This window comes from Nonlabens dokdonensis DSW-6, from assembly GCF_000332115.1.
GTDB classification, from domain to species: Bacteria; Bacteroidota; Bacteroidia; order Flavobacteriales; family Flavobacteriaceae; genus Nonlabens; species Nonlabens dokdonensis.
Map to the genome: position 1 here is coordinate 2,604,979 of NC_020156.1, position 14,623 is coordinate 2,619,601.

A 14,623-nucleotide genomic window follows, 5' to 3' on the forward strand; every position below is an offset into this window, starting at 1 on the left:
TGTAACTTCGCAAACCTTAAAAAATTAAATAAAAACTAGATATATGGCTTTTGATATTGATATGATTAAAAAGGTGTATGCTGAGATGCCAGCTCGTGTAGATAAAGCACGTGAGATTACTGGTAAGCCACTTACACTTGCTGAGAAGATTTTATATTCTCACTTATGGGATGGAACTCCAGGTAAACCTTTTACTAGAGGGAAAGACTATGTAGATTTTGCCCCAGATCGTATCGCATGTCAAGATGCTACGGCTCAAATGGCATTATTGCAATTTATGCAAGCTGGTAAAGATAAAGTTGCCGTTCCTACTACAGTGCATTGTGATCACTTGATCCAAGCAAAAAACGGAGCGAGCATGGACCTTCAAAGCGCTATGAATACTTCTAATGAGGTTTTTAACTTTTTAGAGTCAGTATCCGATAAATATGGGATCGGTTTCTGGAAACCAGGAGCTGGTATTATTCACCAAGTAGTTCTTGAAAACTATGCATTCCCTGGCGGAATGATGATCGGGACAGATTCTCACACGGTAAACGCTGGTGGACTAGGAATGGTTGCTATAGGTGTAGGTGGAGCAGATGCTGTAGACGTAATGGCAGGAATGGCTTGGGAATTGAAATTTCCTAAATTAATCGGTGTTAAACTTACTGGTAAATTATCAGGATGGACAGCACCTAAAGATGTTATTCTTAAAGTTGCTGAAATCCTTACCGTAAAAGGTGGAACAGGAGCAATTGTAGAATACTTCGGTGATGGAGCGTTAAACCTTTCTTGTACTGGAAAAGGAACGATTTGTAACATGGGTGCTGAGATAGGAGCAACGACTTCTACCTTTGGATACGACGATTCTATGGAGCGTTACCTGCGTGCTACAGAAAGAGCTGATATTGCAGATGCTGCAAACGAAGTAAGAGAATATCTTACTGGTGATGATGAGGTGTACGCAAATCCAGAGCAGTATTTTGATCAAGTAATCGAGATCGATTTAGACACATTGATGCCACACATTAATGGACCATTTACGCCAGATCTTGCTACCGAAGTAGGTTCTATGAATGAAAAGGCAACTAAAAACGACTGGCCACTTAAAGTAGAATGGGGATTGATAGGTTCTTGTACTAACTCTTCTTATGAAGACCTTTCACGTGCTAGTTCTATTGCCCAACAAGCTATTGATAAAAAATTAAAAACTAAAGCAGAGTTTGGTATCAATCCAGGTTCTGAAAAAGTACGTTATACGACAGAGCGTGACGGTATTTTAGGGATATTTGAAAATGTAGATGCTACTATATTTACAAATGCTTGTGGACCATGTATCGGCCAGTGGGCGCGTTATAGCGATCCTAAAAACGCTCCTAAAAACTCAATCATCCACTCATTTAATAGAAACTTTGCAAAACGTGCAGATGGTAACCCTAATACGCATGCCTTCGTAGCTTCACCAGAAATGGTTGCTGCAATTGCAATTGCAGGTAGACTAGACTTTAACCCAATTACAGATAAACTGATCAATGAAGACGGTGATGAGGTAATGCTAGACGAGCCTACAGGATGGGAATTACCTCCTAAAGGTTTTGAAGTAAAAGACGATGGTTACCTAGCTCCACAAGAAGATGGAAGCAGTGTTGTTGTAGATGTTGCTGATGATTCAGAACGTTTACAATTGCTGGAGCCGTTTACTCCTATAGGAACAGATGTTAACAATGCAAAATTGTTGATCAAAGCGTTCGGTAAATGTACTACAGACCATATCTCTATGGCGGGACCATGGTTACGTTTTAGAGGTCACTTAGATAACATTGCAAATAATACACTTATAGGTGCGGTTAACGCTTTTAATAAGAAGACTAACTTTGTTAAGAATCAATTAGATGGCGAGTATGGAGCTGTTCCTGATACGGCAAGAGCATACCAAGATGCTGGTATCCCTTCTGTAGTAGTTGGAGATCACAATTATGGTGAAGGTTCTTCTCGTGAGCACGCAGCAATGCAGCCACGTCACTTAGGAGTGGTAGCTGTGATTGTAAAATCTTTTGCTCGTATTCATGAAACGAACTTGAAGAAGCAAGGAATGTTAGGCCTTACATTTGCAAATGAGGCAGATTATGACCTGATCCAAGAAGATGATACTTTCAACTTTGTAGATCTAGCTAACTTCACTCCAGATGTTCCATTAACTATTGAGATCACTCATAAAGATGGTTCTAAGGACACGATCAAAGCAAATCATACTTATAATGCTGCTCAAATTGAGTGGTACCGCAAAGGAAGTGCTTTGAACAAAATCAAAGAAGACAACGCAGCTTAAGAAACTGTTTTTCTAAATATAATTAAAATGCCTCTTGATTTTAAAGAGGCATTTTTTGTTTGTTGGGGTTTTCGCTTTTTTTGCAGAAGTAAGATTTACTAAGGTTTTAATATTTAAATGAATATTTACGTAGTTGAAACAGAACCATTCATTATGGTTATATTTGTAATTATAAATAGTAATCTCATGGAAACCATAGAATTAAGAAATCTTATCGCTCAATATACAAACCATGCAGACGAAAAATTATTAAAAATTATCAAGTCTGTTTATGAGGCATATCAAAAAAATGAAGAGGATTTCTATGATGAATTGCCTACTGAAGTTCAAGATTTGTTACAATTGAGTCATAAACAAATAAAAAGTGGCGACCTTACTTCACATAAAGAAGTAATGAACAAGCATAGAACTAACTATAGTGCATGATTTGTTGAAATACATTGTTGAGTGGACTTTACTGGCTGATGCGTCTTTTGAAGATGAATTAGATTTTATCCTACTTAAATGGAACAATCAAGAGGTTTTGAAATTTATAGATTTGGTAGACCAAACGATAACTACCTTAGCGACAGGTACTATTCAAGGAAAAGTCTCTAAGAAGTCAAAAATACGCTCATTTTTAATTTCAAAACAAACTACACTTTTCTTCTCTGTAGATGAGCAGAATAAACAAATTTATATTTTGTTATTCTGGAATAATAAATCTAATCCTAAAACCTTGAAAAGGCTTTTAGAGCGTTTTGAATAAAAATTTTGTACCCATCAAAATCCTGTCAAAGCTCGTTTCGGCATAGATCCAATAGATTACAAATACAACAGCGCATGAAATTATGGAAATGACGATCATACGATTATGGAAATAGATTTGAATTAAGTAAGTCACTAGCGAGACGCTCTCGACAGTTGACAATTACCTCTTAGACGTTTTCCTTATGTTATTACATATTAATATACTCGTCGTGAAATATGCGTTTACTCTATATTTATTACGCATCAAGATCCAAGTAAAAATATAGATATAATTTAAAAAACTTTAAATTATATCAAATGCCTCTTGATTTTTCAAGAGGCATTTTTTGTTTGTTAAAGTTTCGCTTTCGCGAAAGCGGAATTAGTAGCAACTACTTTTTAATAACTACCTTCTTAGTAATGATTTGATTATTAGAATAAAACTTAGCTAAAATCACATTTTGTTTTCTATTTAAATGTTCTAGGCTCAAATTGTAATCTAAAGGAAACTGAGTAGATAATAATCTACCTAAAGTATCATAAAGTTCTACCTTATCAATAGGTAAGGTAGTTTGAAAATTAAGAATACCGCTGGCTGGATTAGGGAATACTTTAAAATCTATAGTATTAACATCTTCGTTACTCAAAGCTGCATCTGGAATTAATATTTTCATAACAACAGCATCAAACCATGTAGGTGCAAAATTATTACCAAATCCTAAAGTAAAAAGCGTACCATCATCCATAAGCTCCATATCATAAAACTCTGAAATGGTGGTGCTGGCATTAAGACTAAAGTTATTATTAGAATGACCTAAACTACTAGGTGCAAAGCTGGTATCAACTGTTCCATCTGTATTCAATCTAGTTAACAAACTGTTATAACCAGCACCAGATGGTGTAGATCGATACATCATCAATAGCTTACCATCTGGTTGAAAAAGTATATCATTTGCTCTATTATTTTGACTAGGTATAATTTGATAGGTGTTGATTCCTGTTGGAGAAAAAGTAGTATCAAAACTACCATCAGCATTTAAAACACTTACATTAAGAACATCATCAGTTCCAGAAAAAAATGTACTGTATGTTCCGAGTAGTCCTATTTTACCGTTTTCCAAAAAAATCCATAGAGCTACTGAGTACAGCATCTGGGAAAATAACACTACCGTTATTTCCAAAAGAAGTTATCAAATTACCGCTAAAATCATACTTCTGTACATAAGCAGAAGTTTGCGGAATGCTAACATTAGATAATTCTAATCCTATAATAAATGAATTATTATCATACTGCTTAATTGTTCTAGATCGAATGTATTCTGAATTTAAATTAAAGTTAAATTCTAAAATTCCGTTATTCCCAAAATTAGGATCTAGCAATCCATTATCATCCATTTTATAAATAATATGGTCAGAGGAAGGTCCAAATGTACTGTAACTTGCTGATAGTAAGAATCCATTATTGTTTTCTAGTGGTAGTATTGTAAATACACCACCTCCTAAAGCATTTGATGGTAATAGATAGGTCATTATACCATTCGTTCCAAAAGTAGTGTCTAAGGAACCATCAGCATTTAATCTCATAATATTACGATCGCTAAATCTACTTACAAAACACAAAATTTTATCATTGTCTTGAATTGCAAATGCCCAAATTGTTGTCACCGTTCCAAAGGGATTCACACCACTATCAATCGTTCCGTTCGTACCAAAATTAGAACATCTGGTACCATTGCTATTCAAACAAATAATTTCAAAATCTTGCAAAAAACTATTTGCGCCAGAACCGTAAGTAATACCTAATAATAGACTACCGTCTGACCTTTTCATTATTGTTTGCCCTTTCTCGTATCGATTTGACGTATCAAACACTTGCCTTCCACTAGGTGAATTGAAATTTTGGGTGTCAAAAGATTGTGCATTTCCTATAGTCAATAGAAAAAGGAAAACAGGAGTAATAAGATATTTCATAATCTGAAGTTAGATAGTTTGTTGCAAGTAAAGCAGTGGTTTGAAGCAGTCTATTGATCATATATAGAACCTATAAAAACTACTCTATACTTTAACTACAAATGTAGCTGTTTTCTTTATAACTGTTTGTTTATTAATGTGTCAACTTAAAAAAGTCTTCCAAGCTCGCGCTCTCAGATATTGAAACAACGTCGCGCGCATTTGCAACGCGTTCGTTCTTAGTCAAGCATTTGCAATGCGGTTTATAAATAATATTCATGTTCTCATGCCATTTTGTAATTTGAACATGTTAGGTAGTCAATCTCTCTTCATTTAAAAACGCTCTTCAAAAACAATTCTGGTGTCATAACGGCTAGTTGACTGTGTTTATAGTCTTTGATATTTCTGGTAATAATCGTGTCTATTTTTCCAGATGCTTCAGCGCTATAGTTCTGTAACGCATCTTCAAAGTCATTGAAGTTGGAGTCCAGGGCTTGTAGGATTTGAGGTTTGCCTATTTGTAAAACGTCGATAGTGTTTAAAAGATTTTTAATAATTGATCTACATAAGGAATCAGAGAGACGTTTATGCATTAAGTAATACACATTTGCCAAAATTACAGGTGTGGTATGACCGTAAATCTCATTTAACTCACACATTTCAATAATTTTTTTAGAATCATTTACAAATGGTTCTCGGTAAGCTAAAACATCTAAAATAATATCAGAATCTATGAGGATACTTTTCATTTTTTCAAATACTTCTTTTCTCGGCGTTCTTGTAACTCTTTTTCAGGATCAAAATCTTTAGGTAATTTCATGACTCCTAGCAAACTTGTAGTGTACGGAGTAGGATCTTCAGCAACTTCCTTTATTTTCTCTTCGGTTCTAGAAGTACTAGAAATCATTTTAAAATAATTTTCTACGAGATCAGATAAACTACGACCTTCTTCCTTTGCGTATTTTTTTGCCATTTCTATAACGGCTTTGTCCATGGTAAGCGTTAACTTAGTATTCATTATTGACACGTGTAAAGTTTATTAAAAAAGACACGTGTAAAGATAATAATTTTTATTAAAACGCTTTAAATCAAAGGATCACATTGTCCCAACAAATTACAACTCTTACTTTTTTTAATTATCCAAACCTAAAACAAAAGCTATGGGCGTTTGGAATGATGCAATTTGCACATCGCCCTATGAAAAAGGTAAAAGGATTACAGTTTTATAAATTATTAGGTTCTGGAAAAGAGAATTTTGATCCTAAACCAGACTGGAGCGTCTATGGATTGTTACAAGTTTGGGATAATGAAGAGGTAGCAAGAGAGTTTCTTACCAACTCAAAACTTTATAAACGCTACCAAAACCATAGCGAGCAACAACTTACTTTTTATATGAAAAGCATAAAAGCTCATGGACAATGGTCAAAGCAAAATCCGTTTGAGGCTAGTGACTCGCTTGATGAAAACAATTCGTACATATCGGTTATAACAAGAGCTACGATTAAGATAAGCATGTTGAAGAAGTTTTGGGATTATGTTCCTACTTCGCAATTGGATTTAGTCGATAATCCTAATTTATTGTTTACTGCTGGAGTAGGAGAGCGACCAGTCACACAAATGGCTACTTTCAGTTTATGGAATGATGCAAGAGCTTTAAAGAAATTTGCCTACCGCAGTCAGAATCATAGACATGCCGTGCAACAAACGCAGGCGCTACAATGGTACAAAGAAGAAATGTTTACCAGATTCCAGCCTTATCAAATAACAGGTAATTGGTCTAACTTTGAAATCCCTACTGATCTAAAAGCCTAAGAGCTTCAAAAAGTATCCATTGAAAGAGAAGGAGAAAAAATATAATGATTTTGGACTTGGTGAGAAGCCAGAAACTGATGGTTATCGTGCTGTCAATAAAGATGGTTCCTTCAATATTGTAAAAACCAATATTCCTTTTTTTGAAAAACTCAATTTCTTCCACAACCTAGTCACCATGTCTTGGTCACATTTCTTTCTGTATATACTGATAGGCTATTTTGTGATCAATATTTTATTTGCTTCTATTTATGTGGCAATAGGAGTGGAAAACCTTACCGGTACTTCAGGAAATACGCTTTTGCAAGAATTTACAGAAGCTTTTTTCTTTAGTGCCCAAACTATAACCACCTTGGGTTACGGTCGTGTTGCTCCTATAGGAATTCCTGCAAATATTGTAGCAGCGATTGAGTCCATGTTAGGATTGCTCACCTTTGCACTTGCAACAGGATTATTATACGGTAGATTTTCAAAATCGCGAACTAAAATAAAATACAGCGATATAGGAGTCATTGCGCCTTATCTAGATATTAATGGTTTCATGATACGAGTGGTGAATCCGCAGAAGAATGAATTACTGGAAGTAAATGCTGATTTGAGCGTCTCTTTTTGTAAGAAAGACTCTCAACTAAGAGAATTTCATAACCTAGAATTAGAAAGAGATATGGTCTTTTTCTTTCCTTCTGTATGGACTATTGTTCATCCTATTGATGAATCTAGTCCATTATATCAAATGACTCAAAAGGAATTTCAAGAAAGAGATGTTGAATTTATAGTCATGCTTAAAGCCTTTGATGAATCTTCTTCCCAGACATTATATTCGAGATCTTCTTATAAGGCAAATGAAATTGTTTGGGGAGCAAAATTCACTTATTTGGGCGAACACGATGACGGTAAATTAAATATAGATGTAAGCGGTTTAAACAAGTATGAAAAATATAAACTTCAATAGATCACTTAGAATAACTTTCTGAAAAAAGCGCTTAAAAAGGGTTTTGAAGTCATGGGTAACATAATACCGAGTTCTTCTCCAAAACTAGTTTCTTCATCCAGAAAACGGAAAATAGTATTTATGTTGTTCTTTTTATAAAGCGTATGAAATACTTGAGCGCCGCGTTCATTATCGCCATGCAAAACATCTAGCATGATCTCATCATAAAATCTAAATTTCTTAGAAATCATTCTATAGTTGAGGTCGCGATTTGCAATTATATTATCTACCAGTTGATAAGCTTTTTTCTCACTCATTTTAAAACTGTATCCAGTAGAAGGTTTTACCCAGCCGCCAGCAGTTCCTATTTTAAAAAGGTTTTTTTCATGATGCCTTTCAAACTTATAGGTAGTCATAGGTATGATGCCTTGTTCTGTTTTTTGAATGGTGAAAGCATCGATTTTTAAAAAATCACTGATATATTCTTTGAGATATTTGTCATAAGTCTCATCAGAAACGACATCTTTAGAGAAATAAGTAAACTCTACTAAAGCTTCGGTGGCAGAATGTGGTAAGACGTATGTAAAGCTCGTTGTACCTTTATCCCTAAGCCGGTAATCCATCATAACAAATTGATGTGGATCAAATACTGGATCTTCTGTTTTAATCACCCAACCTTTGAAATGCTGTTTTAATGTAGTTGCATTTGTGTCTTTAAAAAATGCTGGGTCTATACGGCTGTCTAATATGAGATTTGCTGTTATTTCTACCGTATCGCAATAAATCGTTCTTAATTCCTTACCAGATACTCGTTGTACTTTTTCTTCTATTAAAGTGAAATTGGAGGCTTTTTGTAGTTCCGCTTTCGCGAAAGCGATAAAATCACGACTTTCTATAGATTTATATACATAATCGTTAAGACCAAAATCTATTCTATTCTCTGGTACGATGAAGCTCCCGTTTTTCCAACTATGAGAGATCAAATGATCCCATTTACCTTTTCCCACCTCCCAAAAAGACCATGTTTTATCTAACGAATCTGATTTAAAATCGTCTATAACGACTATTTTAAGGTCTGTTTTACGACGCAACAATTCCTGCACCACGTGACTTCCTGCGCAGCCCATACCTATAATCGCTATATCGTAATGATGATCCATAATCCTAGTGCAAAAATAAGTTGAACTCCGTAGAGGTGATATGAGATAAGCGCATTTCCTTTGAGCTTAAATTTAAATGAAATAGCATGTAAAACAGCAGCAATTATGAACCAGCATACGTAATTGAACCATCCTGCGCCATTTTCAAAATGCCAAAAGCCAGAGAAATCGCAAATTTGTTCTAAGAAGAAGTCTAAGCCTACCATAAGTGCAGCGCCAGCCGTAATCACAGCAATAGCCGATTTGAAAAATTGCCTTGCGATTACATGTGTAATAAAGGTAAGAATAGCCCAATTTACTCCGATAAGAAGTGGGATGCCGTCTATTTTTGGACCAAAGTTTTTACCGTAATAATAGTCTCCAAATAAGCTGCCTGTATGAACTCCTATCCATTCAACGCCTATTCCTACAACCATGAAAACTCCGAAAAGAATCAATTTGATGCGAGAATCTATTTTAAATAAAAACACCATCAAAAAGAATAAATAAACTAATGTGAATGGAGATTTAGGTAAAAAGAAATCTTCATATCCTAGCGCTATTCCTATAAGCGCAGCCGCATGGATAATCCATAGAAATATAATTGCGGCTAACTTCATTGTTCCTTTTGGATTAAATCTGCCGTTATTTGTGCGCTCAACAAACATAATGGAATACCGCCACCAGGATGAACCGAACCACCAACGTGATATAAGTTTTTGATCTTTCCATTAAAATTAGGATGTCTTAAAAACGCAGCAAATTTATTGTTGCTAGCCGCTCCGTAAAGAGCTCCACGATAAGAACTCGTATTTTTCTCAATTCCTTGAGGAGTAAGAATATATTCTGTTGTAATGTGTTTTGAAATATCTACATGAAGACATTTCTTAATTTTTGCAATGATTTGCTTTTTTGATTCTTCCACGAGTTGTTCCCAGTCTTGACCATAATCTCCAGGAGCGTTGATCATAACAAACCAATTCTCGTGACCTGCCGGCGCGTCATTACTAGATTCTTTACTGGTTATATTAATGTAAACGGTAGGATCTTGGGCTAATGTCTTATGTTCAAAAATATGTTCAAATTCTGTTTTGTAATCCTCACTGAAAAGAATATTGTGAAGATCCAATTCTGGAAATTCTCGATCAATTCCCCAATAGAAAATGAGTGCGCTGCTGGATCGTTCTTGGCTCAACGTTTTTTCTGGAGCAGGCACATCCTTCATAAGATTCCTATACGTAGGCACAATGTCCATGTTAGAAACAACCAGATCTGACAAGTAAGAACCGTTTTTAGTTTCTACTCCAGTAACTTTATTTTTTGAGGTGGTGATATTAGTTACGCTTTCGCGAAAGCGGAATTTTACACCTACTTTTTGTGCTAATTCAAATAATGATTGAGAAATACGGTGCATACCGCCATCAGGATAATAGGTTCCTAAGCCTAGTTCCAAATGTGGAATCATGGTCATAATTCCAGGAGTTTGATACGGAGAGGAACCGTTATAAGTTGCATACCTATTGAAGAGCTGCGTTAGTTTTGGGTTTTTAAACTTGCTGTTTTCATCATTCAAGGTATTATTTAAACCTAAAAATGGTGCGTGTACGATAGCTTTTACAGTATCAAGTGAAAAATAGGTAGTTGCTTTATGTAAAGATTTTTCTAGAAAAAGGCTTTTAGTAAGCTCGTATTTTGATTTGCTTTTTGCGAGATACTTTTTTATTGTTGACTTCTCTTCTTTAAATACCTTTGATGCATCTTCAATGAATTGTGACGAGTCTGTACTTGCTTTAAATAGAGTACCGTCATCCCAAAAATAATGGAATGAAATCGCTTTACTTTTATAGCCAAAATCAATTATTTCTTCTGGAAAAAGCGCAAACAAATTTTCTACGAGATGCGGTAAAGTGAAAAGAGATGGTCCTAAATCAAAACGATAACCATCCTTTTCTATGGCATGAAGTTTTCCACCAGCATAATCATTTTTTTCAAATATCGTAACGGAATATCCTTGATGTCTTAGTCGTAATGCTGCAGCAAGACCACCGATTCCAGCGCCTATGACAATGGCATTTTTCATATGTTATTTGAAATACTTGAGCGGGACGATGAGCATACCGAAGTTTTCTCCATCTTCCTTACCTATATGTTTATGGTGCATTTTGTGAGCTCTACGAACTCCTTTGGCATACTTATTATTTGCCTTGCGCAACCATTTAAATCTTTGATGTATAAAGATATCATGAACAACAAAATAAGCAATCCCATAAGCGAGAATTCCAGCACTGAGAGGTAGGCACCACCATAAGTCTAATTCACTATGTGCAACTTTAAGTCCTATACTGATGACTGCATAAAAGACAAAAAAGAAGTCGTTTTTCTCAAACCAGCTGTTGTGCTTTTTGTGGTGATGATCTTCATGTAAATTCCATAAAAATCCATGCATTACGTATTTATGCATCCACCAAGCATTGAACTCCATAATGAAAAAGGTTGCCAGAAAAATGACGATCCACAATGCTATTTCCATATCTTAAATGAGATTGAGACGGTAAGTTACATAACCTTTTGAAAGAAGAAAAATCTTTTCATAATTAGGTACTCTTATTCTCTTATTTCTTATTTCCTTAGAAGGTGTACGCTCCAGTCTAGTCAGTAACCTTCTGTAGTAAGTGTAAGCAGTGTAAACACCTAATTTAGCCTCAATCGGCAATCTTTTTATACCTCTAAGTCCTGCATCAAAGTCGTCTTTTATTTCTTCAATAAGTCTTGCCTTATCTTCTTCACTTAAATCATGAAGATCTGTATTAGGGAAGTAGCTTCTTTCTAAAGTCTCTAAATCTGCCTTTAGATCTCTTAGGAAATTTACTTTTTGAAAAGCACTTCCTAATCTCATCGCATCATCTTTGAGATCGTTATATTTATCCATATCTCCTTTTACAAAAACTTTTAAGGACATAAGGCCTACAACGTCTGCACTTCCATAAATGTAGTTTCTGTATTCTTCGTCAGTTAGATAAATAGATTTATCGAGATCCAGTCTCATGCTATGGATAAAAGCGCCATACATGTCTGGAGTAATATTATATTTATTTACTGTTTCTTGAAACGAATTTAATATAGGATTTAAACTAATCTTATCTTCGATCGCATGAGCTAAGTCTTGCTCAAAACGATCCAATAAGGTACGTTTATCATAATCGTGAAAAGTATCTACGATTTCATCAGCAAATCTGACAAATCCATAGATATTGTGAATGTCTTGCCTAATTGAAGGGCCTAACATTTTACTTGCTAGAGAAAATGAGGTACTATAATTGTGAGTAACTGTTTTACTACACTCTCGGGAGACTTTGTCAAATAAGCTTTTCATTATTGATCGTATTTTTTAATCAGTTCAGCTGCTAGTTTACCAGAAATAAGGGATGGCGGAACTCCTGGGCCAGGAACCGTGAGCTGTCCTGTAAAGTAAAGGTTTTTAACTTTGCGACTTCTTAAATTTGGCCTAAGAAATGCGGTTTGTAATAAAGTATTGGCCATACCATAGGCATTTCCTTTATAACTGTTATATTCTGAGATGAAATCGTTGACGCAAAAAGATTCTTTAAATAGTATGTGAGACTTCACTTCTTGATTAGTTCTTTTCTCAAATCTTGTAATTATTTTATCAAAATACTCTTCTCTCAATTCTGGAGTGTCTTCAAGATCTGGAGCTAAAGGAATCAGGAAAAAACCATTTTCACAACCTTCAGGTGCAGTTGAAGGATCTGTCAGTGAAGTGAAATTTGCGTAAAATAGTGGTTCTTCTGGCCATTTAGGGTCTTCGTAAATTTCATTTGCGTGTTTAGTAAAATCTGTGTCAAAAAATAGATTGTGATGATCTATGTTTTTGAGCTTTTTATCAAAACCAACATAGAAAATCAATGAACTAGGAGCAAAGGTTTTCTTTTCCCAATAGCTTTCTGAATACTGTCTGTGTTTTTTTTCTAAAAGAGTTTCTGAATGATGGTAATCAGCTCCAGATAACACGATAGGATAAAGATGCTTTTGACCATTAGTTGTTAATCCTTCAGTTCTTCCTGCATCATCTACAAGTATGTTGTCTACTGGACTGTTAGTTTTGATAACTACTCCGAGTTCTTCCGCAAGTTTTTTCATCGCCAGAATTACTTCATACATTCCGCCTTTAGGATGCCATGTTCCTAGACCAAAATCGGCATAGTTCATGAAATTGTAAAAACTTGGAGTGTTTTGTGGAGTTGCCCCAAGAAATAACACTGGAAATTCAAGGATACTAACTAATTTAGGGTTAGTAAACTTCTTTCTCACGTCTTTAGAAACGTTACCTATAAAAGCTCCTACTTTTTGGGCAGTTTGCGGCGTAATCAGTTCTAGAGGAGATTCACCAGGTCTGTATACTAAATTCTTTATCGCTATCTCGTAATTCTCTTCTGCCTTAGACATGAATTGCTGCAACGGCTTAGAGCTCCCTTTTTCTATAGATTCAAAAGTTTTTTTGATATCATCAAGATTATCTGCGATATCAATTTTCTCATCTTCAAACACTACAGAGTACGCAGGATTTAATTTATCCAACTGATAGTAATCTGAAGGTTTCTTATTAAAATCTGCAAAAAATCTTTCAAAAATATCTGGCATCCAATACCAGGAAGGCCCTATATCAAATATAAAACCATCTTTAATCAGTCTTCTAGCTCTACCGCCTACGGTATCATTTTTTTCATAGATAGTAACTTCATAACCAGCTTGTGCTAGATAACAAGATGCTGATAATGAAGAAAATCCAGAACCAATTATTGCTACTTTATTCATGACTCTATTAATTCCGGGATTCTATCAATTACTTCAGATATTCCTTTAAAAACGGTTTGATTTGATTGGATATCTTTAGCCTTAATTTTTTGTGCTAGATGGCCTAATACCCATAGCTCTACATCATCTTTCTTAGCTACTTTTCTATTGAATTTTTTTAAGAATGATGGCAATTCCTTTTCTGTTGGTTGAACAGTTATATAGGTAATGTAAGTAGGGTTCGTTCCTTTATCCTTAAAGTAAGGAAGTGCGTCTAAAACCATACTTGCTCCTAAATAAATAGTTTTACAACCCTTTTTTAGTAGTTCATAATTTAGGAATAAAAGACCTAGGTCATGCATTTCATTTTCAGGTAGAAATAATACATAAACTTTATCATCATTTTTTGCACTTTGATATTGTACACTTTCTAAATTGATAAGTACTTTTTGTTTAATCAGATGACTTATAAAATGCTCATGTGCAATATTGATAGTTTTAGATTGCCATAAATATCCCAATTCTTCTAAGAAAGGAATGAAAAGATCATAAAAAACACCTGAGAAACCAACCTCTTTCAAAACGGAATCATAGACTCTTTGAAACATAAATTGGTCAAAATTTACCATGGCCAATTTCAACTCTTGAACTGCATGGTCATTTTTGTTATTTCTTTCAGCAAGATTTCTAACTTGATTCTCAATTTCTGAAGTGGTTAAATTTGCTATCGTAGATATTTTTATACCTGCATTTTTGAGATAACTTACGTTGAGAATTTTTCTTAAAGCATCAAGATCATATGTTCGGATATTGGTATCAGTTCTATCCGGCTCTAGCAGATTGTATCTCTTTTCCCAGATTCTTATAGTGTGAGATTTGATACCGCTTAGGTTCTCAAGATCTTTAATACTAAACTTACTTTTTATCAAAACAGATTTGTTT

At 34.7% G+C, this 14,623-nt stretch carries 16 protein-coding genes; 5 read left to right on the top strand and 11 right to left on the bottom strand.

Going from position 1 to position 14,623, the window contains the following annotated elements; translation table 11 throughout:
* The first annotated feature begins 43 nt into the window (after window positions 1-43).
* From DDD_RS11355 to DDD_RS11365, 3 genes are all read left to right on the top strand, one after another.
* Window positions 44-2,311 carry an aconitate hydratase gene (locus tag DDD_RS11355; protein WP_015363007.1) on the top strand — a complete coding sequence of 756 codons (2,268 nt, stop codon included), beginning with the start codon at window positions 44-46 and terminating at the stop codon, window positions 2,309-2,311.
* Between the two features lie 186 nt (window positions 2,312-2,497).
* Window positions 2,498-2,737 carry a hypothetical protein gene (locus DDD_RS11360; RefSeq protein WP_015363008.1) on the top strand — a complete coding sequence of 80 codons (240 nt, stop codon included), beginning with the start codon at window positions 2,498-2,500 and terminating at the stop codon, window positions 2,735-2,737.
* Between the two features lie 4 nt (window positions 2,738-2,741).
* The gene (locus DDD_RS11365; protein WP_015363009.1) at window positions 2,742-3,059 is read left to right on the top strand and encodes a type II toxin-antitoxin system RelE/ParE family toxin; all 318 of its coding nucleotides are present in this window, start codon (window positions 2,742-2,744) and stop codon (window positions 3,057-3,059) included.
* A 373-nt stretch (window positions 3,060-3,432) separates the two neighbouring features.
* On the opposite strand, the gene DDD_RS11370 is transcribed toward DDD_RS11365, so the two are convergent.
* The 4 genes from DDD_RS11370 to DDD_RS11385 all read right to left on the bottom strand — a co-directional run bounded on the left by DDD_RS11370 (window position 3,433) and on the right by DDD_RS11385 (window position 6,008).
* Entirely contained in the window at window positions 3,433-4,191 is a 759-nt protein-coding gene (locus DDD_RS11370; protein WP_041567119.1) for a T9SS type A sorting domain-containing protein, read from the bottom strand.
* Complete coding sequence (locus DDD_RS11375) at window positions 4,148-5,011, bottom strand: NHL repeat-containing protein (protein ID WP_015363011.1); 864 nt, start codon at window positions 5,009-5,011, stop codon at window positions 4,148-4,150. Before DDD_RS11375 ends, DDD_RS11370 begins: the two co-directional genes overlap by 44 nt.
* A gap of 308 nt (window positions 5,012-5,319) precedes the next feature.
* Window positions 5,320-5,739, bottom strand: coding sequence for a PIN domain-containing protein (locus DDD_RS11380; protein WP_015363012.1), 420 nt, complete (start codon window positions 5,737-5,739; stop codon window positions 5,320-5,322).
* Window positions 5,736-6,008, bottom strand: a complete 273-nt coding sequence (locus DDD_RS11385) for a DUF6364 family protein (RefSeq protein WP_041567120.1) — start codon at window positions 6,006-6,008, stop codon at window positions 5,736-5,738. Before DDD_RS11385 ends, DDD_RS11380 begins: the two co-directional genes overlap by 4 nt.
* 179 nt (window positions 6,009-6,187) lie before the next feature.
* Between DDD_RS11385 and DDD_RS11390 the strand changes: the two genes are divergently transcribed.
* Both DDD_RS11390 and DDD_RS11395 read left to right on the top strand, forming a co-directional pair.
* On the top strand, window positions 6,188-6,802 hold the full coding sequence (locus tag DDD_RS11390) for a DUF3291 domain-containing protein (protein ID WP_236613374.1): 615 nt from the start codon (window positions 6,188-6,190) through the stop codon (window positions 6,800-6,802).
* Window positions 6,803-6,821: 19 nt separating this feature from the next.
* Complete coding sequence (locus tag DDD_RS11395; protein WP_015363015.1) at window positions 6,822-7,751, top strand: ion channel; 930 nt, start codon at window positions 6,822-6,824, stop codon at window positions 7,749-7,751.
* Window positions 7,752-7,756: 5 nt separating this feature from the next.
* Here DDD_RS11395 and DDD_RS11400 read toward each other — a convergent pair whose 3' ends face one another.
* From DDD_RS11400 to DDD_RS11430, 7 genes are read right to left on the bottom strand one after another with little or no spacing between them, the layout of a single operon-like run.
* Window positions 7,757-8,890, bottom strand: a complete 1,134-nt coding sequence (locus DDD_RS11400; protein WP_041567122.1) for a lycopene cyclase family protein — start codon at window positions 8,888-8,890, stop codon at window positions 7,757-7,759.
* Complete coding sequence (locus DDD_RS11405) at window positions 8,869-9,489, bottom strand: carotenoid biosynthesis protein (protein WP_015363017.1); 621 nt, start codon at window positions 9,487-9,489, stop codon at window positions 8,869-8,871. Before DDD_RS11405 ends, DDD_RS11400 begins: the two co-directional genes overlap by 22 nt.
* A complete protein-coding gene (crtD, locus tag DDD_RS11410) occupies window positions 9,486-10,949 on the bottom strand; it encodes a 1-hydroxycarotenoid 3,4-desaturase CrtD (protein WP_015363018.1) in 1,464 nt (487 codons plus the stop codon). The genes DDD_RS11405 and crtD overlap by 4 nt, the downstream gene beginning before the upstream one ends.
* 3 nt (window positions 10,950-10,952) lie before the next feature.
* Window positions 10,953-11,399, bottom strand: coding sequence for a sterol desaturase family protein (locus DDD_RS11415; RefSeq protein WP_041567123.1), 447 nt, complete (start codon window positions 11,397-11,399; stop codon window positions 10,953-10,955).
* 3 nt (window positions 11,400-11,402) lie between these two features.
* Window positions 11,403-12,242 carry a phytoene/squalene synthase family protein gene (locus DDD_RS11420; protein WP_015363020.1) on the bottom strand — a complete coding sequence of 280 codons (840 nt, stop codon included), beginning with the start codon at window positions 12,240-12,242 and terminating at the stop codon, window positions 11,403-11,405.
* On the bottom strand, window positions 12,242-13,702 hold the full coding sequence (locus tag DDD_RS11425) for a phytoene desaturase family protein (RefSeq protein WP_015363021.1): 1,461 nt from the start codon (window positions 13,700-13,702) through the stop codon (window positions 12,242-12,244). The genes DDD_RS11420 and DDD_RS11425 overlap by 1 nt, the downstream gene beginning before the upstream one ends.
* Window positions 13,699-14,610: a MerR family transcriptional regulator gene (locus tag DDD_RS11430; protein ID WP_015363022.1), complete on the bottom strand. Its 912-nt coding sequence runs from the start codon at window positions 14,608-14,610 to the stop codon at window positions 13,699-13,701. Before DDD_RS11430 ends, DDD_RS11425 begins: the two co-directional genes overlap by 4 nt.
* Window positions 14,611-14,623 lie beyond the last annotated feature (13 nt).

Coding starts and splice junctions, on each gene's coding strand:
- DDD_RS11400 (WP_041567122.1), bottom strand. CDS start 8,890: ATGGATCATCATTACGATATAGCGATTATAGGTATGGGCTGCGCAGGA.
- DDD_RS11370 (WP_041567119.1), bottom strand. CDS start 4,191: ATGCTGTACTCAGTAGCTCTATGGATTTTTTTGGAAAACGGTAAAATA.
- DDD_RS11415 (WP_041567123.1), bottom strand. CDS start 11,399: ATGGAAATAGCATTGTGGATCGTCATTTTTCTGGCAACCTTTTTCATT.
- DDD_RS11420 (WP_015363020.1), bottom strand. CDS start 12,242: ATGAAAAGCTTATTTGACAAAGTCTCCCGAGAGTGTAGTAAAACAGTT.
- DDD_RS11425 (WP_015363021.1), bottom strand. CDS start 13,702: ATGAATAAAGTAGCAATAATTGGTTCTGGATTTTCTTCATTATCAGCA.
- DDD_RS11380 (WP_015363012.1), bottom strand. CDS start 5,739: ATGAAAAGTATCCTCATAGATTCTGATATTATTTTAGATGTTTTAGCT.
- DDD_RS11405 (WP_015363017.1), bottom strand. CDS start 9,489: ATGAAGTTAGCCGCAATTATATTTCTATGGATTATCCATGCGGCTGCG.
- crtD (WP_015363018.1), bottom strand. CDS start 10,949: ATGAAAAATGCCATTGTCATAGGCGCTGGAATCGGTGGTCTTGCTGCA.
- DDD_RS11390 (WP_236613374.1), top strand. CDS start 6,188: ATGAAAAAGGTAAAAGGATTACAGTTTTATAAATTATTAGGTTCTGGA.
- DDD_RS11375 (WP_015363011.1), bottom strand. CDS start 5,011: ATGAAATATCTTATTACTCCTGTTTTCCTTTTTCTATTGACTATAGGA.
- DDD_RS11385 (WP_041567120.1), bottom strand. CDS start 6,008: ATGAATACTAAGTTAACGCTTACCATGGACAAAGCCGTTATAGAAATG.
- DDD_RS11355 (WP_015363007.1), top strand. CDS start 44: ATGGCTTTTGATATTGATATGATTAAAAAGGTGTATGCTGAGATGCCA.
- DDD_RS11360 (WP_015363008.1), top strand. CDS start 2,498: ATGGAAACCATAGAATTAAGAAATCTTATCGCTCAATATACAAACCAT.